The following is a 25,141-nucleotide window of genomic DNA, read 5'->3' on the forward strand; positions in this document are numbered from 1 at the left end:
ACATGAAAAGACAGCTACTAGGTGTGGCGGCAATTTTGTTGTCAATTTCCACGTATGCACAGGACAATCCATTATGGATGCGTTATTGTGCCATTTCTCCGGATGGAACCACCATCGCATTCACCTATAAAGGTGACATCTACACAGTACCCTCTACAGGCGGCAGGGCCAGTCAGATTACAACCAACCCTGCCCACGACACCAAACCCATCTGGAGCCCTGACGGAAAAAAAATTGCTTTCGCATCAGACCGAATGGGAAGTATGGATATTTTTGAGGTAAACAAGGAAGGGGGTATCCCCAAAAGATTAACTACCCATTCGGGTAATGAAACACCGGTGGCTTATAAAGATGCCGGACACATTCTGTTTCTAGCCAATATAATGCCAACAGCAGAAGACGCACAATTCCCCTCCGGACAATTCCAACAAGTATATGAAGTCAATACCGAAGGCGGACGCCCCATCCTCTTCTCTTCCATGCCGATGGAAGATATCAGTATCAATCATACAGGCAATACTTTACTCTACCATGACAAAAAAGGATATGAAGACCCTTGGCGTAAACATCACACTTCATCCATTACCCGCGATATTTGGCTGTGTTCTCTGAATGGAAACCGTACCTTTCGCAAACAAACTGCTTTCAATGGTGAGGACCGCACTCCCGTTTGGGCTTCAGATGATAAATCATTCTATTATTTAAGTGAGGAAAAAGGCTCATTTAATATTTTCAAACGTGATATTGACGGTAATACATCCAAACAAATTACCAACCATACCAAACATCCGGTACGCTTCCTGAGTGCCGCCTCCAATGGAACATTATGCTATGGATATGATGGCGAAATCTACACGGTAAAAGAAGGTGCCATTCCGCAAAAAGTTCAGATTTCCATTGTCACCGACAAGAACGACAAAGATCTCATCCGCCAGATCAAGCGTAGCGGAGCAACAGAGATATCCCTTTCGCCCGATGCAAAGGAAATTGCTTTTGTACTACGCGGAGATGTATATGTCACATCAACAGAATACAGCACTACCAAACAAATCACCAATACTCCGCAACAGGAACGCGATATTCACTTTTCTCCGGACGGAAGAAGTATTGTTTACGCTTCCGAAAGAAACGGATTATGGCAGATTTATCAAACCAGTCTAGCTAAAAAGGAAGAAAAACAGTTCGCTTACGCAACCGATATCAAAGAGGAAAGACTGACCAATTCGGATATCACTTCATTCCAACCTCAATACAGTCCTGACGGCAAAGAAGTAGCCTTTCTTGAAAACCGTACTACCATCCGTGTTCTGAATCTGAAATCAAAAGCTGTACGCACCGTCATGGACGGCAAGTACGAATATTCTTATAGTGACGGCGACCAATGGTATCAATGGAGTCCGGACAGCAAATGGATTCTTACCAACTACATAGGTATTGGCGGATGGAATAACAAGGATGTTGCACTGGTCAACGCATCTGGTAACGGAGAAATTCATAATCTGACCGAAAGTGGATACAGTGACGGCAATGCCAAATGGGTATTGGATGGAAAAGCCATGATTTGGGAAAGTGACCGCGCAGGATTCCGCAGTCACGGAAGCTGGGGTGCTGAAGCGGATATCTATATCATGTTCTTCGACCTGGACGCATACGACCGTTTCAGAATGAGCAAGGAAGAGCTTGCCTTACTGGAAGACTCGGAAAAGAAAGACAAAGAGAAGAGTGAAGAGAAGGAGAAGGCCGATCATAAAAAAGATAAAAAGAAAGACTCCAAGAAAGAAGATGACAAGAAGGAAGTAAAGCCACTGGTTTTCGACCTTGAAAACAGCCGTGACCGTGTGATTCGTCTGACTGTAAATTCTTCACGATTGGGAGATGCTGTATTAACTCCGAAGGGTGACAAACTATATTATCAAGCAGCCTTCGAAAGCGGATATGATTTATGGGAACACGATCTTAAAGAAAACAAGACTAAAATCGTCATGAAAAAAGTCGGTGGCGGAGCCCTGCTTCCTGATAAGAAAGGCGAGAATCTGTTCCTTTGCAGCCAAGGTGGTATCAAGAAAGTCACTGTCAGCAGTGGTGAAACCAAACCTGTAGAATTCGAAGCTTTCTTCGACTACCAACCCTATGGTGAACGCGAATATATTTTCGATCATGTATGGCAACAAGTAGAAGATAAATTCTATGTAAAAGATCTGCACGGAGTAGACTGGAAAGGCTATCACGAAGCATACGCACGCTTTCTTCCATACATCAATAACAATTATGATTTTCAGGAAATGCTGAGTGAAATGCTGGGTGAGTTAAACGGTTCGCACACCGGAGCACGTTACTACTCAAACGGTCCTATACTATCCACAGCGACCCTAGGAGTATTCTATGACGAAACTTATGATGGTGACGGGTTAAAAATTAAAGAAATATTGGCAAAAGGCCCATTTGCCGTGAAAAAAACGGATGTTACTCCCGGTTGCATCATCGAGAAAATTGACGGCAAACCTATCGTGAAAGGGCAAGACTACTTCCCGCTGCTGGAAGGCAAAGCCGGAAGAAAAGTGTTACTGGCCATATATAATCCGGCTACCGGCAAACGTTTTGATATCACCATCAAAGCTATCAGCATGGGCGAACAAAGTAACTTGCTGTACAAACGTTGGGTAGAACGTTGCCGCAATATAGTCGATAAGTTATCCGAAGACCGCATCGGCTATGTACACGTAAAAGGCATGGACAGTCAAAGTTTCCGCGAAGTATATAGTGAAGTATTGGGACGCTGCCGCAACAAAGAAGCTATTATTGTAGACACACGCCACAATGGAGGCGGATGGCTACATGATGACTTGGCCACTTTATTAAGCGGCAAGGAATATCAGCGTTTCGTTCCACGCGGACAATACATAGGCAGCGACCCATTCAATAAATGGCTCAAGCCATCCTGCGTATTGGTATGCGAGGACAATTACAGTAACGCACATGGCTTCCCATGGGTTTACAAGGAATTAAAGATAGGCAAACTGATTGGTGCTCCGGTTCCGGGCACAATGACTGCCGTATGGTGGGAAAACCAGATCGACCCGAGCATTGTGTTCGGTATTCCTCAGGTGGGTTGTATGGATATGCGTGGACAATATGCGGAAAATCACCAACTTTCTCCAGACATTGAAGTTTATAATACTCCAGAAAAGGCATTGGCAGGTGAAGACCAGCAGTTGGAAGCAGCCGTACAAGAAATGCTGAAAACAATAGGGGAAAAGAAATAAAACAATCCCATCCTGATAAAAAGAAAAAGGTGTCAAAACACAACCTTTGAGGAAAAGGACTTTTCATCCGAGGATACTTTGACACCCTTTATCAGCCATAAAAAGAGCCGTATCAACTCTACTCCCAAGTAATGATACGGCTCTTTTTTATACATTACAGCAAGATAATGTATGGGGCATCTATGCTGAGCATACTTAAATATGTCATAATGATGCTCTATAAGTTGTTCCCACTCATGCCCTCATTTCCAACTATAACCCACTCATTGTAAAGTCATTACCCTCACTCCTTATTCCTCATTCTCATCTCTTAAGACACTCATTCACAATATAATATACATTCACAAGCCTATAAACCGGTTATTTGGTAAGCCCCCTGTTTTTTCAGTTTTTCTTCCTTGCACAAACGGCATAAATAACGGTGTCGTAGTTTGTATCATACTGTTCTTCTTTGACGATTAAAAGTTCAATATCTGTTAATCACGAATGTAATTAAGTCTAATCACTATTGTAGTTAACTTTAACCACTACTGTAATTAAACTTAGTCACAGTAGTGAATAAGCAATTACAAACATATAAAAGTGAGAAAATAAAAGGGAGAAAACAGATAAGAGACAGGGAAATATGCATACATAGACTACCGCCAACTCGCTGCACAAGCCATGCAGCTGCTTTATAAGAACGAACGTTATGGGTTGAATGATGAAAATGAGAAGGTATTTTGGCAAAACAACACCGAATTTGAGTAAATTTCGCCTTTGGAACAGTTGTTTAAATGTCACTTCTATTCCGCCACTACAGAGAAGAAGGGAGAAAGGCTGACCGCACATGAAGATTTTCAATTATTTGCAAGAGTACAAGCGTGAAAAACCTGTCAATCAACAAGATAAATTAATACAGACACATTATCCGCAAACTGAACATTCACCCAAAAGCCAGCAGAAAAGGTACTTTATATCACATGATAAAGTTAGAATAATTTATTTTCAAGCATCTGTGTTAGTGAGGGCAATGCCCTCACTAACACAGATACTACCATCACTAATAAGCAGTTCATTATAAACCAGTTAGAGCCAAAGTGAGGGCATGAGGGCATTTTCGCGTCCAACTTTCTATTTGTTAAGTTGAAAGGGATGGTTTCTATTCTCCGGTATGAAAGACACCGTTTCCGGCATCGCACCAACTTATCTTGCTCTTTCTTTCCAAAGACGAGTCATATCTTCCAAAGTCTTTCCTTTTGTTTCAGGAACCATCTTCCACACAAACAGAGCTGCAAGCACACAAATCACGCCATAAAGCCCATAGGCAAATACCGGACTGAATTCATACATGGCAGGAAAAGTGGAAGAAACCAGATAATTGAATATCCATTGGAAAGCTACAGCGATAGCCACTGCCTTACCGCGGATAGTATTCGGAAATATCTCTGCAATCAACACCCAGCAGATAGGTCCCCATGACATCATAAAGAATGCAGCATAAACTATGATGGAAAGAACAGGAAGAATACCTTCCACCTGAAACTCATCACAAAACGCAACACAGAATGCACCTACAGCCATGCCAATAGAACCAACAATCAACAAGGGTTTACGTCCCATCTTCTCTACGGTAAAGATGGCAATCAATGTAAAGAGAATATTAACTACCCCCATTACCACAGTCTGCATCATACCATCGCCACCGCCACCGATTTTTTCAAAAATACGCGGTGCATAATAAAGCACAGCATTAATGCCGATAGCTTGCTGAAATACAGAAAGCAAGATGCCGACTACAATAACTGTCAGCCCGTATGTAAGCAGTTTTTCCGTTTTCTCGGAAGTTACAGCCTTTATTTCAGACAAAATAGTTTTAGCCTTATCTGTTCCATTTACTTTTTCAAGTACAGAAAACGCTTTATCATCCTGATGGGTCATAGCCAAATAGCGCGGAGTTTCAGGAACCAAAAACAATAAAATGCCAAATAATGCAGCCGGAACCGCTTCTGAACCAAACATATATCTCCAACCATCGGAAACAAGCACTTCATCCGGCATACCATCTTTAATCATATAATTGACAAAATAGACTACCAACATGCCAAAAATAATAGCAAACTGATTACAGGAAACCAATTTACCACGAATTTCGGAAGGGGCAATTTCGGCAATGTACATCGGACAAACAGCAGAGGCAAGTCCTACACCGATTCCCCCGATGATACGATAAAAGTTAAAAGCAAGGATCAATGCAAACGAAGTATCTCCTTTCGAGAAAAATAAAAATTCGGGATAATAAGAGCCTAAAGCAGACAGGAAGAACAATAAAGCAGCCAGACGCAACGAATTACGACGTCCTAGCCCCGAAGCAAAATAACCGGAAAAAGCACTGCCAATGACGCAACCTATCAATGCACTGGAAGCAGTCACGCCATGCCAGAAAGCATCTAATCCCAAATGTTTTTGCAGAGCCTGCTCCGCCCCCGAAATAACAGCTGTATCATAACCGAAAAGTAAACCGCCGAGAATGGCTATAAACACCACTCCCATCAGATAGAAATTGTTTTTCTTGTTTTTCATAATAAAAGGATTATAATAGTTTTCGTAATAAATACAATAACAAAGCTGTGCGAAAATAATCATTAATACGTAATTCTATTATAATTCTCCAACCATTTTAAATCTTTTTCACATCAAGGAAAAACAAGATTATTCCGTCTGAACTGTTCTATGTCTTCCTTTTTTAATCCTATCTTATCCAATGACTTAGGAAGATTATGGTCATTAAGATAATAACGCGGACGAATGAGATATTGTCTGTTTGCTACCGATAGGCTATCTGCCCTATAAGGTGTCTGTACCCCTGCCAAATTCAGCATGGTATGAAACACGGAGGCATTTCCCGCCACCGGTTTTTCACGGTTCTGCAATATAGCTTCATGTACTTCCACATTCTTTTCTCTATATGTTTTGGACAACCAAATTAAAAATGGCACATGCAGTTGATAATAAGACGGGACTGGGGATGCATGTAAAAATAATTTTCGATTATCATCAAAAATATCCTCTCCATGATCCGAAGTATAAAGCATAGCCGAAAAAGAGTTTGTTTTCTGCAATAAAGTGATCAAAGAAGCCAGGAAACCATCTGTATAACGGATGGTATTATCATATGCATTCATCAAATACTCTTTATTCTCATATTTGGCGTCTGTCAGATTATCCGGTTTAAAGACAGACATGGATTCGGGATAACGTTCTTTATAATTAAAATGTGATCCATAGGCATGCAGCACGATGAATAATTTTTGATGACCTGCCTTTAGCTCCTTTTCTACCAGAAACAATAGTTCGTCATCCGAAATATTGGCTCCTTTCGGAGCATCTTTCTTGATAAACTTCCAATCATCTGCCTCCATCCCCAAAAAATCAATAAAAGAATGGTTAGGAAGCTGGTTCGAAAAAAAGGCAGTATGAAATCCTGCTTCCTTGAAAGCGGTAATGATTCCTTTCTGTCTATAAAGACAGTCATAATCCTCAGCCGAAGCTGCCGAAAGCAACATAGGCACACTTTTATGAGTAGTATTAGACTGGGTAAGCACATCCGTGAAAGTTACCACCCCCTCCATTTTATCAAGTAATGGAGTAGTATTCCTTTCATAACCATAAAGTCCGAAATTACAGGCACGGGCCGTTTCCCCTATCACCAAGACATAAACTTCCCGGCTGTTTTCATCATGTGCGGCACTGGCATTAAAAGTAAAATCCCTTGAAGTTTCCGCATATCCGGCTGTTTCGCCCGCACGTTCTGCAGCCAATACTAGATTATAACATACATTAGCCGGATACATTTCGATCTTTACTTGATAATCACGTTGCGTCGCATAGCAGATAACGGTCAATAACGCTCCTGCAACAATGCCTGCCAAGGCATACTTACGTTGAGAACGAATAAAAGAATATTCCAACTGATTACCCCGGGCCCATGAAAAACCTCCCAAGACCAAAGCAGGAATGTAAACAACAAAAACACCAATTACAGCCGGCAGTAAATTATCCAACAGTTCCAGCGCCTCCCCGGAATTAGTAGTTGTCAGATTCAGGAACATATCTACTGCAATGATAGAACGCCCGAACAGGTATAGCAATACCAGTTGGAATGCCGCAAAGAAAACAAACGGAAATAAGATCCAAATAGTCTTTCCAGGTTTACGCCCCAATGTCATAATCAACCAATAAACCGATACCGGCAGAATGACATTACAAATACGTGCCCAAAGTGTCATTTGCTGTTCTGTAAAAAACAATGCCACATTGGGAATGGCCAAGACAACGATGAACAGAACGAACAACCGTTGTGGCTCACAACACCACTGAATAAATTCTTTAAAATGCTTCATTTATATTAAAGATAAAACCAGACTGTCCATTTTTTCCAAATCCATAGTCCAGACGAACATTTACATTCTTTTTAAACTCCCAACGATAACCTATTCCATAATTAGGCAACACTCTGTCCATGCACAAAGCACTGAACTTATTGAATACAGTTCCGGCCCCTATCCAAACTACAACACCATTACGTTTCCATACATGCTGACGCAATTCCACCTGCCCCTCTATTTTATGCTTGTCACGATAGCGCCCTTCGTAATAACCACGCATGGAATACGAGTTTCCCAACAACGCCATCATGGCCCATGACGGATTACCGAAATTAAAAGTACCGCGTAATTCTCCTGCCAACAATCCTCCTTTCCATACAGGATGATAATAACTGGTACGCAAATCCGTAGTACTGAATGCATAATCGTTTCCTAAAAACTTAGGACGGAAACACTGGGTAATATTCAAATAATATCCCTTATGGGGATTGGTCAACACATCGCGCGAATCATATGCCAAAGAAAGGCCCACTCCATAATTAGCAGTAGTAAGATTCATCCCCTCCAGTAGTTCGGGGCGTTCCATATTCTTACCATGCACATAATCATAAGATGCCATAGGACCTACATATAGATTATCCGCTATCCGAAACAGGAAACTAGCTTTAACTTGTGCTTGCCAGCGATCTAAATCAGATTCATTGGCATCTACCTTACCCATATCGTACCCTATTCCCCAAAACTTGGAAGGAAAGGAATAAAAATAAAGAGTATAATCCAGCCGGTATTTGTCCTGCGGAAAGATATGAGTTCCGCGTATCCCCAACATATAGAAGCCAACAGTGGAAACATCTCCGAATAAAGATACATTGGACGGAGGAAGAAGCATGTCATTTCTATCGGTACGATAAAGCCCCGCCGCCACCAGTCCCAGCCCCAGTTTGGTATCCGTACTGTAATGTGGTCCGCCAATAATACTGAAATCAAATTTCTTATGATTCTTATCTTTATTAGCATCATTAAAATAGTCCAGAAACTTTTTGAAAAAAGTCCTTTTCTGTACTGTGCTGTCTTTGTGTTGCGTTGTCGTATCTTCAGGCAAATAAAACAGCCCACCCTCTTGCGTGACTGCCAAAGCCGCATCTGCCATACATATAAAGATTACGATCCAAAATGATATTTTCTTCATTGTAATCTATTCTTTTTTCCACTGTTAAAACAAGCTTTACAGTAAACATAAACTGAATAAAAACAAATAAAGCAGGTCTGGATACAAAGATAGCCAAACCTGCTTTATTGTGACTTTTTTATATAATAAGAATCTGGTCTGAATTTACCTATTTCTGTCCTAAATACCTTATACCGGTTGCTTTTCTGTAATCAGCCAACGCAATCTTCTGCTCATAATAAGATTGGATAAGGTTTGTATATGCCTGTATCCATGTCAGCTGTGCAGAAAGCACATCCAAAATAGTCAACTTACCTTCAGTATAACTAAAAGTGTTCAAATCCAAATTCTCTTCTGCCAGTTTGCAGTTCTCCTCGGCAATACTTATCTGACGGGTATTCTCGGTCAGACTAGTCCACGCCTTCGCCACTTCTTTGCTTATTTGGTCTTGCTTATCTTGCAATGCATACTGCTTGCTTAATAAAATAGCCTTCTGTGCAGCCGTCGATTTAAAGCGGGCTCCCCAATGGAAAATCGGCAATTTAATAGAGGCATACACATTACTATTAAACATAGTTTCGCCCGAAATGTTCAACATCTGTGTTCCCCATGTCTCTTTAAAACCGATAGAAAGAGAAGGATTGTACTTGGCGGCAGCCAGACTTACCTGTCTTTTCTGATAATCCACATCCAACTGTGAGATAGCATAATCGGGACGCACATTCAAGGCTGTTTCCGCTCCAATAAAGGCAGGCATAGGCAATATGGTAGAAATAGAATCCGTCAAATCCATTTCAGCCAGCGGTTCCAATCCCATCAGCACATTCATATTCTGCAAGGCGACCTGATAAGACTGGTAGCTGCTGGAACGTTGCAATTCAGCCTCTTTCAAACGGGTCTGCATCTGAATGAGATCCGTCTTGCTGATATAGCCATCATCGTACTTGTCTTGCAGCACTTTGGTCAACTGCTCAATAATCTGCACATACTGGCACATCGTTTCATACATTTCTTTTTGTGCGGCTGTTCCCCAATAACTGGCTTCAGCAGCATAGATAATATTATCCGTTGTCAAATCCACCGACTTATCCGCCATCTGGGTTTGTATTTGGGAAGCCTTGTAATTGTGATAGATGCTTCCACCGGCATAAATAGGTTGTGATACCCCTACTTCGGCACTGTATGAATCGTGCTCCATAGGAACAGCCATTCCGCCAAGATCCATCTCGTATTTGTTAATACGATACTGATAGCTTCCCGTTGCATCAACAGCCGGGAAGAAAGCGGTTTTTGCCGCTTTCATAGCTTTCTGCATAGCTGTACGTTGTGCCACACTCTGTTTTAAGGTTTGGCTATAATCCAGTACCTTTTGTTCAAAGGTAGAATAATCCACGACAGTCTGAGCCGAAAGTGTACCGGTCATACAAGCCACACCTATAATATAGATCATCTTAGTTTTCATTATCTGTCTGCTCTGATTTTAAAGAAAATACAATAAGTTACCGGAAGAACAAAAATGGTCAGTACCGTCGATACGAACAAACCACCCATAATGGTAGCCGCCATACCTGCAAACATGGCATCGCCCAACAATGGAAGCATACCCAGAATAGTAGTTCCGGAAGCCATGGTCACCGGAACGATACGTGTCTTGGTAGCCTCGACCACGGCAGGCACAGCCCCCTTTCCATCCTTCAACTGAAGTCCGATTTCATCGACCAGCACAATGGCATTCTTGATATTCATACCAATCAATCCCAACAGACCGAGGATGGCAAAGAAGTCCAATGACTTGCCAAACAAGAGCAATCCCCATACCACACCGATAAACACCAGCGGCAACATAAGCATAATCAATACCGGCTTGCGGTAGTTGCTGGGGAAAAGAAACAGCAGAACCACATAAATCAACAGGAAAGTCAGCGGAATATTCTTCGCCAATGCAGCATTACTTACATCCTGTGTTTCCTGCTCACCGAAATATTTCATTTTATACCCTTCGGGCAACTGCATCTGCTCTTGTACGGCAGTAAGCACCTGTTTAAACGCAGCCATCGTATTGGCTCCACGTTTAGGTTCACATTGCATCATCATACAACGCTCGCGGTTAAAGCGACGGACTACATTATAATCATAACCCAAAGCGAAATTATCGATTACCTGTTCCACTTTCACGGAATTTCCTTTCGTACTGAATACAGGCACACTTTTCACATCATTCAAGTTCATTTTTTCCACATCCTCATCTTTCAGCAGGATAGGCAAGGAAACATCCCCCTCACGATATTCTCCCAAAGGCAAACCATTGGTAGCCGTACGGAATGAGTTGGCAACCTGCTGACGGGTAATCCCCAAGCGTAAACCTTTCTGTTGAGAGAACATCGGTTTCCACACGGGCACCTTATCTCCCCAGTTGGAACGGATATCCGTCACCATATCACACTGGCGGGCTATTTTTTTCGCCCTTTCAACCAATGCGGTCAATGTATCGGGGTTTTCACCGATAAAACCGATCTCAATAGCAGCTTCAGGCACCGGAGACAAAGCAAAAAGTGCCGAACGGGTAATGATATTGGGAAAGTTCTGAGTCATGTGCTCATAAAACTGCTGTTCTACTTCGGCTGCATCTTCGGGGTCTTTAGTTTCCACCATCACATTGGCATAGTTAGACTTCGGTCCAAAAGAAGAACTTGCCAAATAGTAACGCAACGGAGTACCACCCAATGTCACCGAATATGATTTAACTTTCTCATGATTCTTCAAGTAATCCTCCACCTTCATCACATCCTGATCTACCGCATGAATACTAAATCCCTCAGGGAATACCAGATCAGCACGGAAATAAGGCTTATTCATTTTCGGGAAAAAACTCTGAGGCATAACAGCCATAATAACCAAAGAAAGCACCAAAGTTACAAAAACCGTGGTCAATGTCACAAAACGGCGTTTAATCAGCAAGGTCAGAAACTTCTCGAATCTATGATAGAGTTTAGTATCATACGGGTCTTTCATCGCACCGCCGGGAACAGCTTCTTTCAAAATAAAATTACCAAAAGTCGTAGTCTGACACAAAGCCAGAATCCAACTCAATCCCAGTGATACAGCCAATACAACAAATAGCGGTTTCACAATCTCGGCCACGGATGCCGGTGCCAGATACAAAGGCAGGAAAGAGCAGATAGCAATAAAGGTAGCACCCAGCAATGCCCATTGCGGCTTGATGGCTCCCTCTATCAATGACAGGTAACGTGATTTTCCGCGCTTGATACCTATCTGCGCATTATCTGTCACCACAATGGCATTATCCACCAGCATCCCCATGGCGATAATAAATGCCGCCAAAGAAGTACGGTTCAATCCTACCCCCCACATCAACATAATAAGCAAAGTACCACCTACCGAGAAAAGTAACGAACTACCTATCAGCATACCGGCACGCGATCCCATCACCACAAAGATAATCAGGATAACAATAACCAATGATTCTATCAAATTCAGGATAAAGCCATTATTCGCCTCATCAGCAATCTTGTCCTCAGGATAAAGCGAGGTCAGTTCAATGCCGATAGGCAACAATTGCTCTATTTCCGCCAACCTTTCGTCCACTGCTTTACCCACAGCCACCACATTATCCTTTGCTCCACTGGCCACACCTATACCGATAGCACGTTTACCATTGACCCGCATCAAGGTTGAAGGCGGATCATAGTATCCACGCTCCACTGTTGCAATATCCCCCAAACGGACTTCCCGTCCGTCCTTGCTGATAATCAACTGGTTTTCTATATCTTCCAGACTGGTATAAGTCCCTTCCGTACGCAAGCGCAACTGATAAATTTCTGTCGCTATATCTCCTGTATTCACCTGTATATTCTGCTTCTGCAAGATGCCCATAATCGAAGTGGGATCAATACCCAATGCCGAAAGTTTGGAGGTAGATATCTTGACATTGATCACTTCGGTCTGCTCTCCGTATAACATTACTTTCTGTACTCCCTCAATCGGGGTCAGCTGAGTACGGATACGCTGTGCCCAGTCACGCAAATCGGTATACGAGAAGCCCTCATCAGCTGTCAAAGCATAATAAATACCATACACATCACCAAAGTCATCATTTACAGTAATGGTAGACGCCCCACTAGGCAACTTGGGTTGTATATTCGCCACTTTACGACGTAATTCGTCCCATTTTACAGGCATATAATCCGGATCAATCGTAGGCTGAAGTTCAATAGAAATCTTAGACAGTCCGAAATAAGATTCCGATTTAATCTGATATACATCTGTCATGGACTGAATTTCACGTTCAATCGGTTCCGTAATCAGTTTCTCCACTTCATGTGGATTCGCTCCCGGATACTGGGTAACCAATACCGCAGTCTTTATCACAAAAGGCGCATCTTCTTTCTTAGGCAGCTTGAAGAAGGAGATTACTCCGCCTATCAACAAAATAGCCAAAAAGAAATAGATAACCTTCCGGTTCTCCAAAGAATATTTTGGAATATTCATGATATGCTCTCTCCTTTTTTATTCTGTTAATATTTTTACTTGCTGGCCATCTACCAGATAAGACGCTCCGGCAGACACAACCTGTTCGCCCGGTTCAATATTTCCGGATACTATCAGGTCGTTACGTCCTACAATAATTCCCTCATCACTGACTTTACGCAGTTCTACTTTCTGTGTAGACGGATTATATATAAATACGATCTTGCTATTCAAGTTATTATCAAACACTACAGCGGACAAAGGCACTGTAATTCCTTCTTTTACCACATCATTCTCAATATTGACAATAACACGGCAAGAAAAGCCCACCGATACCTTATATTTTTTCAAATCAAATTCCGGATCATCAATGTAAAGGAATACAGGAACTCCTGCCCCATCGGGAGAAGCCTCTACATACTCCTTTACTTTTGCCTGAAATAATTTTCCTTTATAGGCATCAAATTCTACGTAAATAGTAGAAGGAGAAGTTACATAAGAAATATTCGTTTCGGGGATAGTGAACTCCACTTGCAATTTAGCCGGATTAATCAAACACACCACTCCTTGTCCTGGCTGTACACGCTGATAGTTTTCAACATATTTTTTTTGGATAAAGCCATCAAATGGAGCGCGTAGCTTGGTGTCATTCAATGTGTTTTGCGCATTTTCAAATGCCGATTTGGCATTGGTATACGAAGCTTGGGTCGTTTCGAACTCTTGCATGGAAATAGCATTCTTGGCCAACAGCTTTTCTGCGCGTTGCATCTGTGATGACGCCTTTTGGAATGAAGCCCTCTTAGCGTCATAATCCAGTTTGTAATCTGTCGGATCAATTTCGGCCACTACCTGTCCTTTCTTCACCCGTTGTCCTTCGAGTACATTCATTGCTACCAGCGGACCGGACATTTTAAATGCCAAGTCACTGAACTGATCAGGCGACACAACACCTGAATACGATTTTTCGATCCTGCTTAACGAGGTCACTTCCGCCAATTTCACGGGACGAGGACCGCGTTCTTGTGCAGGTTGCTGTCCGCAAGAACAGAACACTGCCGCAATCATTGCCATAATAGACAAATTTTTACCTTTCATACTGTTTATCTTCACTATTAGTTTCGCTGCAAAGTTCTTATAATTATTAAAAGCGTACAAGTGCTAACAGTAAGATATATTAGTCTATTTTTAAGCATTTTCTTTGTTATCTGCTCTAACTGCCCTATATTTGTGGTGCATAATCAAAACCTTCTTTATTTTTATGAAGTATATAGATGACATTAACTTATTTAAATCGAATAAGGATTTCGTTGCAGAAATTGACATGACAGGATCATTAGGCCGTATTTACCACTACCCGCAACGAATGGAAGGATGCTTGTTCCTTCTGTGCCTGCGAGGTGAATGTGACATAACGATCCATCTGTCTGAACACAAGATACAAAAGAACGACATTGTCACTATTCTGCCAGAAACCTTTGTACATGTTCACCGGCAAAGTCCCGACTGTCGTCTGTACTTGATAGGATTCAACAAAGAGTTGCTGAACGGAATAAATCTCTTCAATTCCACCATGAACTATCTTTCAGCCCTGATTGACACACCCATTATCCCTCTGCGTCCCGAAATAACCGAGTTGTTTCAAGACTATTTCCGGTTGCTGATAAAAATGAAACGTATGGGAGCCAAGCCCAATAAAGAGTTAATCAGCACCATGCTGCTCACTATATTGCACGGTGTAGGCAGCATTCATCAGAACACCAATGTAACCACACGTACTTTCAACCGTGGAGAAGAAATTGTGAAACGCCTGGTCCAATATATCATCAAACATTATACGAAAGAACGGAGTGTAGCTTTTTATGCCGACCTGCTTCATATATCCCCTCAGCACCTCAGCACTACTGTCAATAAGATTACGGGAAAAACTGTTACAGATATCATCGCCAAACTAGTGATAACAGATGCGGAAGCCAAACTAAAATCCACAGACTTTACCATTCAGGAAATAGCCTATTCACTTAATTTCCCAGACATCTCATTCTTTGGGAAATATTTTAAAAGATATACAGGAATGTCACCGAAACAGTATAGGGAAAACGGATAGTGAAAACAGACTCAGCCCACGTTAGTATGTGTAAGGTCAGACGTTAGTACGTATAAGCCTACACATACTAACATATAAGCTTATACATACTAACAATACTAACATTCCAAAGTCTCTTACACCTATATAAAAGTTATAAGTTTTTCGGCTTATAAATAGCGTTCCACCAAGTCGCATCATCCTGCAACCATTTGGCAAACCAGGCAAAGATCGTATTCTGCCACTGAATCCTCTTGCCATAATCTACAATATGATGATCTTGTCCCGTTACAGCCACAAAAGCCGTTTCGCGCCCCAGTAACTTCAGTGCTGTAAACATCTGAATACTCTCTCCCACCGGTACATTCACATCCGCATCACCGTGCAAGAACAGCAAAGGCGTATGTATCTTGTCCGCATTGAACAACGGGCTTTGTTTTACAAAAAGATCAGGATTGCTCCACGGATAACTATTCGCCATGGAAACTTCACTGTACGAATATCCCCAATATCCTTCCCCCCAATAACTGGTATGATCACTGATACCGGCATGAGAGATGGCCGCTGCAAAAATATCGGTCTGTGTTTGCAAGTATTGTGTCATGAAGCCGCCATAGGATGCACCTATACAGCCTATTTTCTTGTCATTGACAAAAGCATGTTCTTTACAAAACTGCTTTGTACCTTCTATGATATCCTGTGCCACCCCTTCCCCAGCTGTATTGACGTGGCGGGCAGAAAATTCCTGTCCGAAACCGGTAGCACCGCTAGGTTCTATCACATACACCACATAGCCCAATGCCGCGTATGCATGATGCGGATAACGGCTTTCGAAATTACGGCTGACCGGACTGCACCCACCATAATAATTCACAATCATAGGATATTTCCGGTTGGCGTCAAAATGAGGCGGCAGGTAATAACGACCATAAATGGTATCACCACGAGAATTGGTAAAACTCCAGGTCTTGCATTCGCCCAGCTCCACATCTTTCAATATGTCTTTACTTAAGTCTTCCAACAAAGATGATTTTATCTTTTTGGTATTCATGGTGTATAAACGGTCGGAATTTGAGGCGCTCTGTCCATAATAGGCCATAACCGGAGCATTTTGCGCCAATGAGAATGAGTTGACCAAATCTTCTGAAACCTCCAGTTGCTGAATTTTCCCATCAGCGGGATTCATCCGGTACAAACTGTAACAGTCACGGTTCTCGGCCGTGAAATAGACTTGCCCGTCGACCTTATTCCACACGGCACGCTGTACGCTGGGATTAAAATCTTTCGTCAGCGGAGTGACTCTCTTATCAGCTATATTCAGCAAATAAAGCTGACCGTCCGTCATACTCGGAGTCTGCCCCTCCTTTACATTTTTCCCTATTCCACCCAGCGATTCAGGCGAGCCGGATACCAATACCTGCGTTCCGTCAGGTGAAAAACGGGCTCCACTGATAAAACCATCTTTATCTATCAGCAGTTCCGCCTGTAAAGTCTGCATATCCAACCGATATAGTGAGAATAAAGTAGTAGGACGCTTGGTCAGACGGCTCTGACTGGTCATCATCAAAAGATACCGGCCGTCATTGGAAATATCGGCAGCCCAGACATTGTGATAACCGAAAGTCAGTGGCTGCAACAAACCGGTCTTCAAATCATACTTAGCCAGATAAGAACGGTTACGCCATCCCGGCTGGCGGTCATCCGGTTCCAGAACCTCATAAATTTCTTTACGTTCTTTCGGACCTTCCTGGGTCATGGTGAAAAGCAGGTAGTCTTCCATAGGTGCGAACTGGAAATACCCGTCAGGTAATTTATTCACCAACACAGTTTCCATTCCGGTAAGCGGATCCACAACTATCAGCTGTCTGCCATCCACCCCTGTACGGGTATAATAATAGCGGTTAGAACGAGGCATCCATTGCATATTCTCAGTACGCTCCGCCAAAACCTTACCGCTGGCAAGTTCAGTAATGCGCGTACTACCGGCCGACCGACCACCTACATAAGTCGTACGATAATTGGCAATCAAATATCTGCCATCAGGGGAAAGCCCTACTCCGGCAAAACGAGTTCCATGCAACACATCCGCCAAAGTATATAGCTTTTTGTTATCTTGCTTAAGTGAAATGCTTCCCTCTTGATCCGTATCCACACTCACTTTCAAGGAATCTGTTTTCCCTGCTTCAGAAAGATATTTAATAACTACAGAATGGGTGGCCGGCTCCAAAGCGAGTTCAGTTCCTTCCTGCTTCTTTCCATCTACATAAAGCTGGTATCTTTTCAGCCCGTCAATCTTCAGCTTGGCTGTGGCATAACGAGTATTCTCCAACACAAAACCCATCATGTGCAAGGCATATCCCGAGTCACTTCCCGGCAAAACCCCGCCTGTAAATAAAGTTCCCTGTTGCAATACGTCCACAGAAAGATGAGTATCCAACAGACGTCCGGATACAAAAGTCTTTGAATTCACATCCACGCTGTCCACCTGAAAAGGAGCCTGTACAACGTAGGGTCCGGCATAACGGAAAGTAGTAATGTCAATCGTTTCAGCACCTGCCATCACAGCCCAGGCAAGTGCACAAGACAATAAGATTTGTTTCTTCATATTTCTAACAATTTGTGTTACACAAAGATAAGGAATATAAAAGAAACAAAAACCTTTTCCTACGAATTTCAATGCTTCCTACAACATATTATTTCACCTCTCCCGGCAGATAGCGTAACTGCAAATACTGTTCCCCCGGTTTCAGATATCCCCCTTCGAATATTTCTTTCCTGATCCGGTAAACTTCCACTCTTTTCAATAAGTAATTTTCTACCTTCATCGGCTGCTTTTTACACCAGGAAAGCACTTTCAGACTTCCATCGGCATGAACATCCGCATAAACCTTTACCGTTCTTATCGGAGTCCCGTCCGTTATCTTACGTCCTCTTTTATAATCCACCCACAAAATAGCTTTCGCTTTTTCCCCCTCACATGTTCCGGCATACTCATCCGTTTCGGACGCGGTGGAAGGTGAAGAAGTTCCCTTACAACCTACAACCACACATAAAATCAAAAGATATAAAATATAGCTTCCTCGTGTTTTCATATCAATCGGATTAGTCTTTTATCTCTTCTATAGGAGTAATATCCTCTATTTCAGGCATCCCCGGTTCTTTCTTCTGACGGAAGCGGATGATGTTTATCAAATCGGACAGTCCGTATACAATGCTGCTCACTCCCAGAATGATGAATGGAACAGCAGCAGCCGTAAATGGATTAAATAATACCACAATACCTGCAATCAGCACCAACACAGGTATCACAAAGAAACCTCCCGGTACCACCGTCCAACTACGCGCAGCAGATAAATTCACAATCTGACTGATTCCCGCCAGTACCAAAACAGCACCCAGCACATACATCAGGATACCGACAAAAAATGCCGGCATAATCATCAGCCATAATCCGAACAAAAGGCTGCCAAGCCCGGCAATAGGAAAACGACTGCCATCCTGCTTGCCACGAATCAAATACCCGGATAAAGAAAAGAGTCCCGGTACTAGAAACAACACACCGATTGTAATAACCAGATAAAGAATGGCAGCCTCAGGCCATGCCACCAGCAACACACCGATGACCAATGCACAGATACATCTGATTATAGAATAATTCATTGTTTTCATATTCAATCATGTCTAATTGGTTAATGAAGCGAATATACTGATTATTTCTGAGAAGACAGATGCAAAATGGATATTAATTTTCAGACAGAAGAACAAAAGAACAAAAAAAGAAAGCCAAAACAAATTTTCCTGCCATAAACTTAGAACTAATTCTATTGTTCTATAGACTTTAGCAAACAGAATGTTATACCGACTATTCCAATCTATTCTTTCGTACCCATGCCTGAAGATCATCCTTTTGTCTTATGACAAATCACTCTATCTGTTCTGTTTCAGGCAGACTTTGTTCATTCTCGTCCTCATCGATCAAAATAGCCCAAAAGAGCCACCATAACAGCAATCCTGCCAACAACACGGCACCTATTCTTATCCAAAGTTTACGTTTCATACACTTCATTTTAATGATTTATTAACTGATGTATTAAAACCATTCCGCCACCCGAAATGTTCATTTATAAAACCAATTTAAAGTAATAAGATTATGAATAATGGAAAATTCTTTGCCGGACTGGCACTAGGAGCGCTGGTCGGCAGTGCATTAAGTTGTTTTGCGCACAGCAACAGAGGTCGCAAATTGAGAAGAGACGTGTATGATGCCATTCAGGACTTACAAGAAGATGCAAAAGACCTGGCTCATCATGCAAAACATAAAGCAGAAGAAGTAAGCAGTGAAGTAGCCGGAAAAGTAGGTGAGAAAGTGGAAGAAGTGAAAGGGAAAATACACGAAGCTGCAAATAAATAAAAAAAAAGTAAGTTTTTCTTTGGAGTTTAAAACAAAACGCTTACATTTGCCCCAAAATAAAAACAGATTTTATGAATAGAATCATGGTAAATACATATTGGTGGCGTTTCTTACAACTAAACAAGTCGTAAGGGAACCAGACCATGTATATATACCTGACATTCTAAAAGGATATTCAAACTGAAGGCCTGTCGTACTTACGACAGGCCTTTTTTCGTTAGTGCAATTAACATTAAAATATAGAACGACAATGAAAACTTATCAGGTAAACAAAGAAGGTTATTATGGCGAATTTGGAGGGGCGTATATTCCCGAAATCCTTCACCGCTGTGTGGAAGAATTGCAGAATGCCTATTCCAAAGTATTGGAAAGTGAAGGATTCAAACAAGAATTCCACCAGTTACTACGCGACTATGTAGGACGCCCTTCACCTCTTTACCTGGCAAACCGGCTAAGCAAGAAATATGGCTGTAAGATCTACCTGAAACGTGAAGATTTAAACCACACCGGAGCACATAAAATCAATAATGCCATCGGACAGGTGTTACTGGCAAAACGTATGGGGAAAAAACGTATCATTGCAGAAACCGGAGCTGGACAGCATGGGGTGGCCACCGCTACGGTATGCGCTTTGATGAACATGCAATGCATTGTTTACATGGGCAAGACCGATGTAGAACGCCAGCATATCAATGTAGAAAAAATGAAAATGCTGGGAGCCGAAGTCCGCCCGGTCACTTCCGGCAACATGACACTGAAAGATGCTACAAACGAAGCCATCCGCGACTGGTGTTGCCACCCTGCCGATACTTACTATGTCATCGGCTCTACCGTAGGCCCTCATCCCTACCCTGATATGGTGGCACGTCTGCAATCCGTTATCAGCGAAGAAATCAAAAAGCAGCTGAAAGAACAGGAAGGAAGGGAATATCCCGATTACTTGATGGCTTGTGTAGGAGGAGGAAGCAATGCGGCAGGAACCATTTATCACTATATAGATGATGAACGTGTGCAGATTGTCCTGGCCGAGGCAGGAGGCAAAGGTATAGACACCGGTTTCTCGGCCGCTACCATCCAACTGGGGAAAATGGGAATTATCCACGGAGCAAAGACCTTGGTTATCCAAAACGAGGACGGACAAATAGAGGAACCTTACTCCATCTCTGCCGGTCTGGATTATCCGGGCATAGGACCCATGCATGCCAATCTGGCCAAACAGCAACGCGCTTTGGTACTCGCCATAAACGATGATGAAGCCATCCGTGCCGCATTTGAACTGACCCGGCTGGAAGGTATCATTCCTGCATTGGAATCGGCTCATGCATTGGGAGCATTGGACAAAATGAGATTCAAGCCAACGGATATAGTGGTTCTCACCGTATCAGGACGCGGAGATAAGGATATTGAAACCTACTTGAAAGAATCCGGCACAAGGGCCTCCTTGCAATAACACATAGAAACCCATGAGAACAAAAATCCTATACGGACAACTATAAACAGAAAAGAAACAATGAAAACTTTTACCTATACCACCCGATGCAAAACCATACTGGGTGACCTGCATACACCGGTCAGTACCTATCTGAAAGTGCGCGACATTTTCCCACAGAGTGCACTGATGGAAAGTTCCGACTATCATGGAAGTGAGAACAACCGTTCTTTCATCGGACTGAATCCTGTAGCCAGCATCGGAATCAACCATGGCACAGCCACTGCCACCTACCCTGACGGCAGCATGGAAGAACATCCCATCAGCGAACATTTCCGGGCAGACCATGCGATCTCCGATTTTCTGAATCGTTTCAAGGTAAGCGGAGAATACAACAACTACTGCGGACTGTATGGTTATACCACTTTCAATGCCGTACGCTATTTCGAACATATCAATGTAAAAGACAGCCGTGATCCTAAGAACGATGCTCCGGATATGTTGTATATCTTATATAAATACCTGATTGTCTTCAATGACTTCCGCAACGAAATGTTATTACTGGAAATGTTGCAGGACGGTGAGGACAGCCATCTGGATTATGTGGAAAAAGCGATCCACAACCGTAACTATACCACTTACGACTTCCGTGCCGTAGGCGAAACCACCAGTACCCTGACCGATGAAGAGCATAAGGCGAACATCCGCAAAGGCATTGCCCACTGTATGCGCGGCGATGTTTTCCAAATCGTCCTTTCACGCCGTTTTATCCAACGTTACGAAGGAGATGATTTCAAACTTTACCGTGCTTTACGCAGCATCAACCCGTCCCCCTACTTATTTTACTTCGATTTCGGAGGCTTCCGTATTTTCGGTTCCTCTCCCGAAACCCATTGTAAAATAGAAAACGGGCGTGCCACCATCGACCCTATCGCCGGAACCACCCGCCGCAACGGAGACAAGAAAATAGATGCTGAACTCACCGCCAACCTATTGGCTGATCCCAAAGAAAATGCGGAACATGTAATGCTGGTAGATCTGGCACGCAATGACTTGAGCCGCAACTGTCACGATGTACAAGTAGAATTTTACAAAGAAGCTCAATATTACAGCCACGTCATTCATCTGGTAAGCCGGGTCAGCGGCGAACTGAACCCCAAAGCCAATCCCATCAAAGCATTTATTGATACTTTCCCGGCCGGAACCCTGAGTGGCGCTCCGAAAGTAAAAGCCATGCAGCTGATCAGCGAATACGAACCTCACAGCCGTGGAGCCTATGGCGGCTGTATCGGATTTATCGGGCTGAACGGCACATTGAACCAAGCTATCACCATTCGTACATTCGTCAGCCGCAACAACGAACTATGGTTTCAAGCCGGTGGCGGCATCGTAGCTAAGAGCAATGAAGAGTACGAATTACAAGAAGTAAACAACAAACTGGGAGCACTTAAAAAAGCAATCATCCTGGCAGAACAAATGTAAAAACGAATCATCATGAAAACAGTAATTATAGACAACTATGACTCATTTACCTACAACTTGAGTCATTTGGTAAAAGAACTGGGAGCCGAAGTTACCGTATTACGTAACGATGCTTTCCAACTGGAAGAATTGGAAAAATTCGATAAAATCATTCTTTCACCCGGTCCCGGTATTCCATCAGAAGCAGGCCTGCTGCTCGAAGTAATTAAAAGATATGCCGGCAAGAAACCGATTCTGGGTGTATGCTTGGGAGAACAGGCCATAGGAGAAGCTTTTGGCGGCAAACTGACCAATCTGAGCGAAGTATTTCATGGCGTACAGACCCCCATCTCAATTAAAAAGAACCAATCAAAAGACAAAGGAAAGAAAACCGATTACATTTTCAACGGACTGCCGGATGAAGTGCCGGTAGGACGTTATCACTCATGGGTGGTAGATACGGACGGTTTCCCTGAGTGCCTTGAAATAACCGCAGTAAGCCAGGAAGGTCTCGTCATGGCATTGAAACATAAAGAATACGATATCCACGGCATCCAGTTTCATCCCGAATCCGTACTGACCCCCGATGGTAAAGCCATGATAGCCAACTTTCTAAACGCATAACCCCAACCGTACATAATAAATATGAAAGCTATATTATCCCGCCTCTTCAATCACGAGGAACTGAACCGAAAAGAAGCAAAGAATTTGCTGCTCAACATAACCCGGGGAATGTATAACGACGCACAGATAGCCGCCCTGCTGACCGTTTTCCAAATGCGCGGCATCAAAGTAGAAGAATTGATAGGTTTCCGTGAAGCATTGCTCACCACCCGCATACCTATAGATTTTTCCGCTTACAGCCCTATTGACATTGTGGGTACAGGCGGTGATGGAAAAAACACCTTCAACATCTCTACTTGCGCCTGCTTCATTGTAGCGGGAGCCGGATATCACGTTGCCAAACACGGCAACTATGGCGCGACTTCCGTCAGCGGAGCCAGCAATGTCATCGAACAACACGGCGTAAAATTCACGAACAATCCGGATAAGCTGACCCGTTCTATGGAAGAATGTGGAATGGTCTATATGCATGCCCAGTTGTTCAATCCTGCCATGAAAAGTGTAGGCCCTGTCCGCAAAGCACTGCAAGTACGTACCATATTCAACCTGCTAGGTCCGCTGGTTAATCCATGTCTTCCGGCTTACCAACTTCTAGGAGTCGCCGATCTGCCGCAAATGCGCCTTTATACCAACGTGTTCCAAAAACTGGGCATTGGCTTTGCCGTAGTAAACAATTTGGACGGTTACGACGAAATCTCACTGACCGATGAATTCAAAGTGATGACCAATCACTACGAAACCATCTACAAGCCATCCGAACTAGGCTTCTCTCTCGCCAGACAAGAAGAACTTTATGGTGGGAACACTCCCGAAGAAGCGTCGAAAATCTTCCATAACGTACTGGAGAACAAAGCCACCAAAGCCCAGACAGACTGTGTACTGATTAACGCTTCTTTTGCCATACAAGCCATGGAACCGGCCAAACCGATAGAAGAATGCGTGGCCATCGCCCGTGAATCATTGGAAAGCGGAAAAGCATTGAATACATTGAAAAAATTTGTGGAACTGAACAGTTGACTACACACCCGGTATTCCACTACCAAACGCCTCATACAATGACAGATATATTAACAGAAATCATCGCCTGCAAGCAGATCGAGATCGAACTGCAAAAGGCTGCCATCAGCAAAGAAATGCTGATAAACAATTGTAACGAACCCATGCCACGTATCAGTATGCGTGCCAGTCTTGCCTCTTCTCCTTACGGCATCATCTCCGAGTTCAAGCGTCGCTCTCCCTCCAAAGGATGGATAAAAGAAGACGCACAGGCAGATACCATTCCTCCCGCTTACGAAGCGGCCGGAGCCTCCGCACTTTCCATCCTCACCGATGAAAAATACTTCGGCGGCAGCCTGAAAGATATCCGTTCGGCACGCCCCCACGTGCAACTTCCCATTCTAAGGAAAGATTTCATTATAGATGAATACCAACTTTATCAGGCACGCATCGTAGGAGCGGACGCTATCCTTCTGATAGCCGCCGCTTTGAAGAAAGAGCAATGCAAAGCCCTAGCCCTCAAAGCCCATGAACTGGAACTGGAAGTCCTACTGGAAATCCACAACGAGCAAGAACTGGAATATATAGACGAGAACATTGACATGGTGGGAGTCAACAACCGTAATCTGGGAAGCTTCCACACAGAGGTGGAAAACTCTTTCCGTCTGGCGGAAAAACTACCCGAAGAAATGCTCCGGATCTCTGAAAGCGGCATCTCTAGCCCCGAAACAGTCAAACAACTCCGGGCTGCCGGCTTCCGAGGCTTCCTGATAGGGGAAAACTTCATGAAAACACCCGCACCGGGAGAAGCCTTAAAAGAATTTATAACCCAACTAGAGAAATGTTAGGAT

The 25,141-nt window shown here is 43.1% G+C and carries 18 protein-coding genes; 8 read left to right on the forward strand and 10 right to left on the reverse strand.

Translation table 11 applies throughout. The features are described 5' to 3' along the window. The first annotated feature begins 2 nt into the window (after window positions 1-2). Window positions 3-3,263, forward strand: coding sequence for a S41 family peptidase (locus AB5062_RS05220; protein ID WP_032952364.1), 3,261 nt, complete (start codon window positions 3-5; stop codon window positions 3,261-3,263). Between the two features lie 1,185 nt (window positions 3,264-4,448). Here the strand turns inward: AB5062_RS05220 and xylE are convergent. The 6 genes from xylE to AB5062_RS05250 form a co-directional block, all read right to left on the reverse strand. Further along, on the reverse strand, window positions 4,449-5,888 hold the full coding sequence (xylE, locus tag AB5062_RS05225) for a D-xylose transporter XylE (protein WP_005847080.1): 1,440 nt from the start codon (window positions 5,886-5,888) through the stop codon (window positions 4,449-4,451). 50 nt (window positions 5,889-5,938) lie between these two features. Then, window positions 5,939-7,645 carry a phosphoethanolamine transferase gene (locus tag AB5062_RS05230; protein WP_005847079.1) on the reverse strand — a complete coding sequence of 569 codons (1,707 nt, stop codon included), beginning with the start codon at window positions 7,643-7,645 and terminating at the stop codon, window positions 5,939-5,941. Further along, the gene (locus tag AB5062_RS05235; RefSeq protein ID WP_008782195.1) at window positions 7,632-8,819 is read right to left on the reverse strand and encodes a BamA/TamA family outer membrane protein; all 1,188 of its coding nucleotides are present in this window, start codon (window positions 8,817-8,819) and stop codon (window positions 7,632-7,634) included. The genes AB5062_RS05230 and AB5062_RS05235 overlap by 14 nt, the downstream gene beginning before the upstream one ends. Before the next feature lie 148 nt (window positions 8,820-8,967). Next, window positions 8,968-10,260 (reverse strand): TolC family protein, encoded by a 1,293-nt coding sequence (locus AB5062_RS05240; RefSeq protein ID WP_032952363.1) that lies wholly within the window; start codon window positions 10,258-10,260, stop codon window positions 8,968-8,970. Then, window positions 10,260-13,307, reverse strand: a complete 3,048-nt coding sequence (locus AB5062_RS05245) for an efflux RND transporter permease subunit (protein WP_016270702.1) — start codon at window positions 13,305-13,307, stop codon at window positions 10,260-10,262. The genes AB5062_RS05240 and AB5062_RS05245 overlap by 1 nt, the downstream gene beginning before the upstream one ends. An 18-nt stretch (window positions 13,308-13,325) precedes the next feature. Further along, a complete protein-coding gene (locus tag AB5062_RS05250; protein WP_005847068.1) occupies window positions 13,326-14,381 on the reverse strand; it encodes an efflux RND transporter periplasmic adaptor subunit in 1,056 nt (351 codons plus the stop codon). Window positions 14,382-14,544: 163 nt separating this feature from the next. Here AB5062_RS05250 and AB5062_RS05255 point away from each other — a divergent pair, with 163 nt between their 5' ends. Continuing rightward, window positions 14,545-15,390 (forward strand): AraC family transcriptional regulator, encoded by an 846-nt coding sequence (locus AB5062_RS05255; RefSeq protein WP_032952362.1) that lies wholly within the window; start codon window positions 14,545-14,547, stop codon window positions 15,388-15,390. A gap of 133 nt (window positions 15,391-15,523) precedes the next feature. Here the strand turns inward: AB5062_RS05255 and AB5062_RS05260 are convergent, their stop codons facing one another. From AB5062_RS05260 to AB5062_RS05275, 4 genes are all read right to left on the reverse strand, one after another. Next, window positions 15,524-17,974, reverse strand: a complete 2,451-nt coding sequence (locus tag AB5062_RS05260) for a prolyl oligopeptidase family serine peptidase (protein ID WP_032952381.1) — start codon at window positions 17,972-17,974, stop codon at window positions 15,524-15,526. An 88-nt stretch (window positions 17,975-18,062) separates the two neighbouring features. Beyond that, window positions 18,063-18,461, reverse strand: a complete 399-nt coding sequence (locus AB5062_RS05265; protein WP_005851356.1) for a DUF4891 domain-containing protein — start codon at window positions 18,459-18,461, stop codon at window positions 18,063-18,065. 10 nt (window positions 18,462-18,471) lie between these two features. After that, a complete protein-coding gene (locus AB5062_RS05270) occupies window positions 18,472-19,038 on the reverse strand; it encodes an HdeD family acid-resistance protein (protein WP_005839797.1) in 567 nt (188 codons plus the stop codon). 253 nt (window positions 19,039-19,291) lie between these two features. After that, window positions 19,292-19,426 carry a hypothetical protein gene (locus AB5062_RS05275; RefSeq protein ID WP_255323745.1) on the reverse strand — a complete coding sequence of 45 codons (135 nt, stop codon included), beginning with the start codon at window positions 19,424-19,426 and terminating at the stop codon, window positions 19,292-19,294. Window positions 19,427-19,519: 93 nt separating this feature from the next. On the opposite strand from AB5062_RS05275, the gene AB5062_RS05280 reads away from it, so the two are divergent. The 6 genes from AB5062_RS05280 (at window position 19,520) to trpC (ending at window position 25,138) form a co-directional block, all read left to right on the forward strand. Then, complete coding sequence (locus tag AB5062_RS05280) at window positions 19,520-19,780, forward strand: YtxH domain-containing protein (RefSeq protein ID WP_005839794.1); 261 nt, start codon at window positions 19,520-19,522, stop codon at window positions 19,778-19,780. A 250-nt stretch (window positions 19,781-20,030) separates the two neighbouring features. Continuing rightward, a complete protein-coding gene (trpB, locus tag AB5062_RS05285) occupies window positions 20,031-21,230 on the forward strand; it encodes a tryptophan synthase subunit beta (RefSeq protein ID WP_032945290.1) in 1,200 nt (399 codons plus the stop codon). A 60-nt stretch (window positions 21,231-21,290) separates the two neighbouring features. Next, on the forward strand, window positions 21,291-22,691 hold the full coding sequence (locus AB5062_RS05290; protein ID WP_032945288.1) for an anthranilate synthase component I family protein: 1,401 nt from the start codon (window positions 21,291-21,293) through the stop codon (window positions 22,689-22,691). A gap of 12 nt (window positions 22,692-22,703) precedes the next feature. Continuing rightward, window positions 22,704-23,294: an aminodeoxychorismate/anthranilate synthase component II gene (locus tag AB5062_RS05295; RefSeq protein WP_005839785.1), complete on the forward strand. Its 591-nt coding sequence runs from the start codon at window positions 22,704-22,706 to the stop codon at window positions 23,292-23,294. A 21-nt stretch (window positions 23,295-23,315) separates the two neighbouring features. Further along, entirely contained in the window at window positions 23,316-24,311 is a 996-nt protein-coding gene (gene trpD / locus AB5062_RS05300; RefSeq protein ID WP_032952361.1) for an anthranilate phosphoribosyltransferase, read from the forward strand. Window positions 24,312-24,349: 38 nt separating this feature from the next. Beyond that, a complete protein-coding gene (gene trpC / locus AB5062_RS05305; protein ID WP_005851346.1) occupies window positions 24,350-25,138 on the forward strand; it encodes an indole-3-glycerol phosphate synthase TrpC in 789 nt (262 codons plus the stop codon). Window positions 25,139-25,141: the final 3 nt, after the last annotated feature.

Origin of the sequence: Phocaeicola sp. RTP21359st1_B8_RTP21360_211022, from assembly GCF_040911965.1 — a bacterium.
In the GTDB taxonomy this organism is placed as follows: Bacteria; Bacteroidota; Bacteroidia; order Bacteroidales; family Bacteroidaceae; genus Phocaeicola; species Phocaeicola vulgatus.

What these genes read in the sequence shown, in the direction of transcription:
- AB5062_RS05220 (WP_032952364.1), top strand. Translation starts at nt 3, where the DNA reads ATGAAAAGACAGCTACTAGGTGTGGCGGCAATTTTGTTGTCAATTTCC.
- xylE (WP_005847080.1), bottom strand. Translation starts at nt 5,888, where the DNA reads ATGATTATTTTCGCACAGCTTTGTTATTGTATTTATTACGAAAACTAT.
- AB5062_RS05230 (WP_005847079.1), bottom strand. Translation starts at nt 7,645, where the DNA reads ATGAAGCATTTTAAAGAATTTATTCAGTGGTGTTGTGAGCCACAACGG.
- AB5062_RS05235 (WP_008782195.1), bottom strand. Translation starts at nt 8,819, where the DNA reads ATGAAGAAAATATCATTTTGGATCGTAATCTTTATATGTATGGCAGAT.
- AB5062_RS05240 (WP_032952363.1), bottom strand. Translation starts at nt 10,260, where the DNA reads ATGAAAACTAAGATGATCTATATTATAGGTGTGGCTTGTATGACCGGT.
- AB5062_RS05245 (WP_016270702.1), bottom strand. Translation starts at nt 13,307, where the DNA reads ATGAATATTCCAAAATATTCTTTGGAGAACCGGAAGGTTATCTATTTC.
- AB5062_RS05250 (WP_005847068.1), bottom strand. Translation starts at nt 14,381, where the DNA reads ATGAAAGGTAAAAATTTGTCTATTATGGCAATGATTGCGGCAGTGTTC.
- AB5062_RS05255 (WP_032952362.1), top strand. Translation starts at nt 14,545, where the DNA reads ATGAAGTATATAGATGACATTAACTTATTTAAATCGAATAAGGATTTC.
- AB5062_RS05260 (WP_032952381.1), bottom strand. Translation starts at nt 17,974, where the DNA reads ATGAAGAAACAAATCTTATTGTCTTGTGCACTTGCCTGGGCTGTGATG.
- AB5062_RS05265 (WP_005851356.1), bottom strand. Translation starts at nt 18,461, where the DNA reads ATGAAAACACGAGGAAGCTATATTTTATATCTTTTGATTTTATGTGTG.
- AB5062_RS05270 (WP_005839797.1), bottom strand. Translation starts at nt 19,038, where the DNA reads ATGAAAACAATGAATTATTCTATAATCAGATGTATCTGTGCATTGGTC.
- AB5062_RS05275 (WP_255323745.1), bottom strand. Translation starts at nt 19,426, where the DNA reads ATGAAACGTAAACTTTGGATAAGAATAGGTGCCGTGTTGTTGGCAGGA.
- AB5062_RS05280 (WP_005839794.1), top strand. Translation starts at nt 19,520, where the DNA reads ATGAATAATGGAAAATTCTTTGCCGGACTGGCACTAGGAGCGCTGGTC.
- trpB (WP_032945290.1), top strand. Translation starts at nt 20,031, where the DNA reads ATGAAAACTTATCAGGTAAACAAAGAAGGTTATTATGGCGAATTTGGA.
- AB5062_RS05290 (WP_032945288.1), top strand. Translation starts at nt 21,291, where the DNA reads ATGAAAACTTTTACCTATACCACCCGATGCAAAACCATACTGGGTGAC.
- AB5062_RS05295 (WP_005839785.1), top strand. Translation starts at nt 22,704, where the DNA reads ATGAAAACAGTAATTATAGACAACTATGACTCATTTACCTACAACTTG.
- trpD (WP_032952361.1), top strand. Translation starts at nt 23,316, where the DNA reads ATGAAAGCTATATTATCCCGCCTCTTCAATCACGAGGAACTGAACCGA.
- trpC (WP_005851346.1), top strand. Translation starts at nt 24,350, where the DNA reads ATGACAGATATATTAACAGAAATCATCGCCTGCAAGCAGATCGAGATC.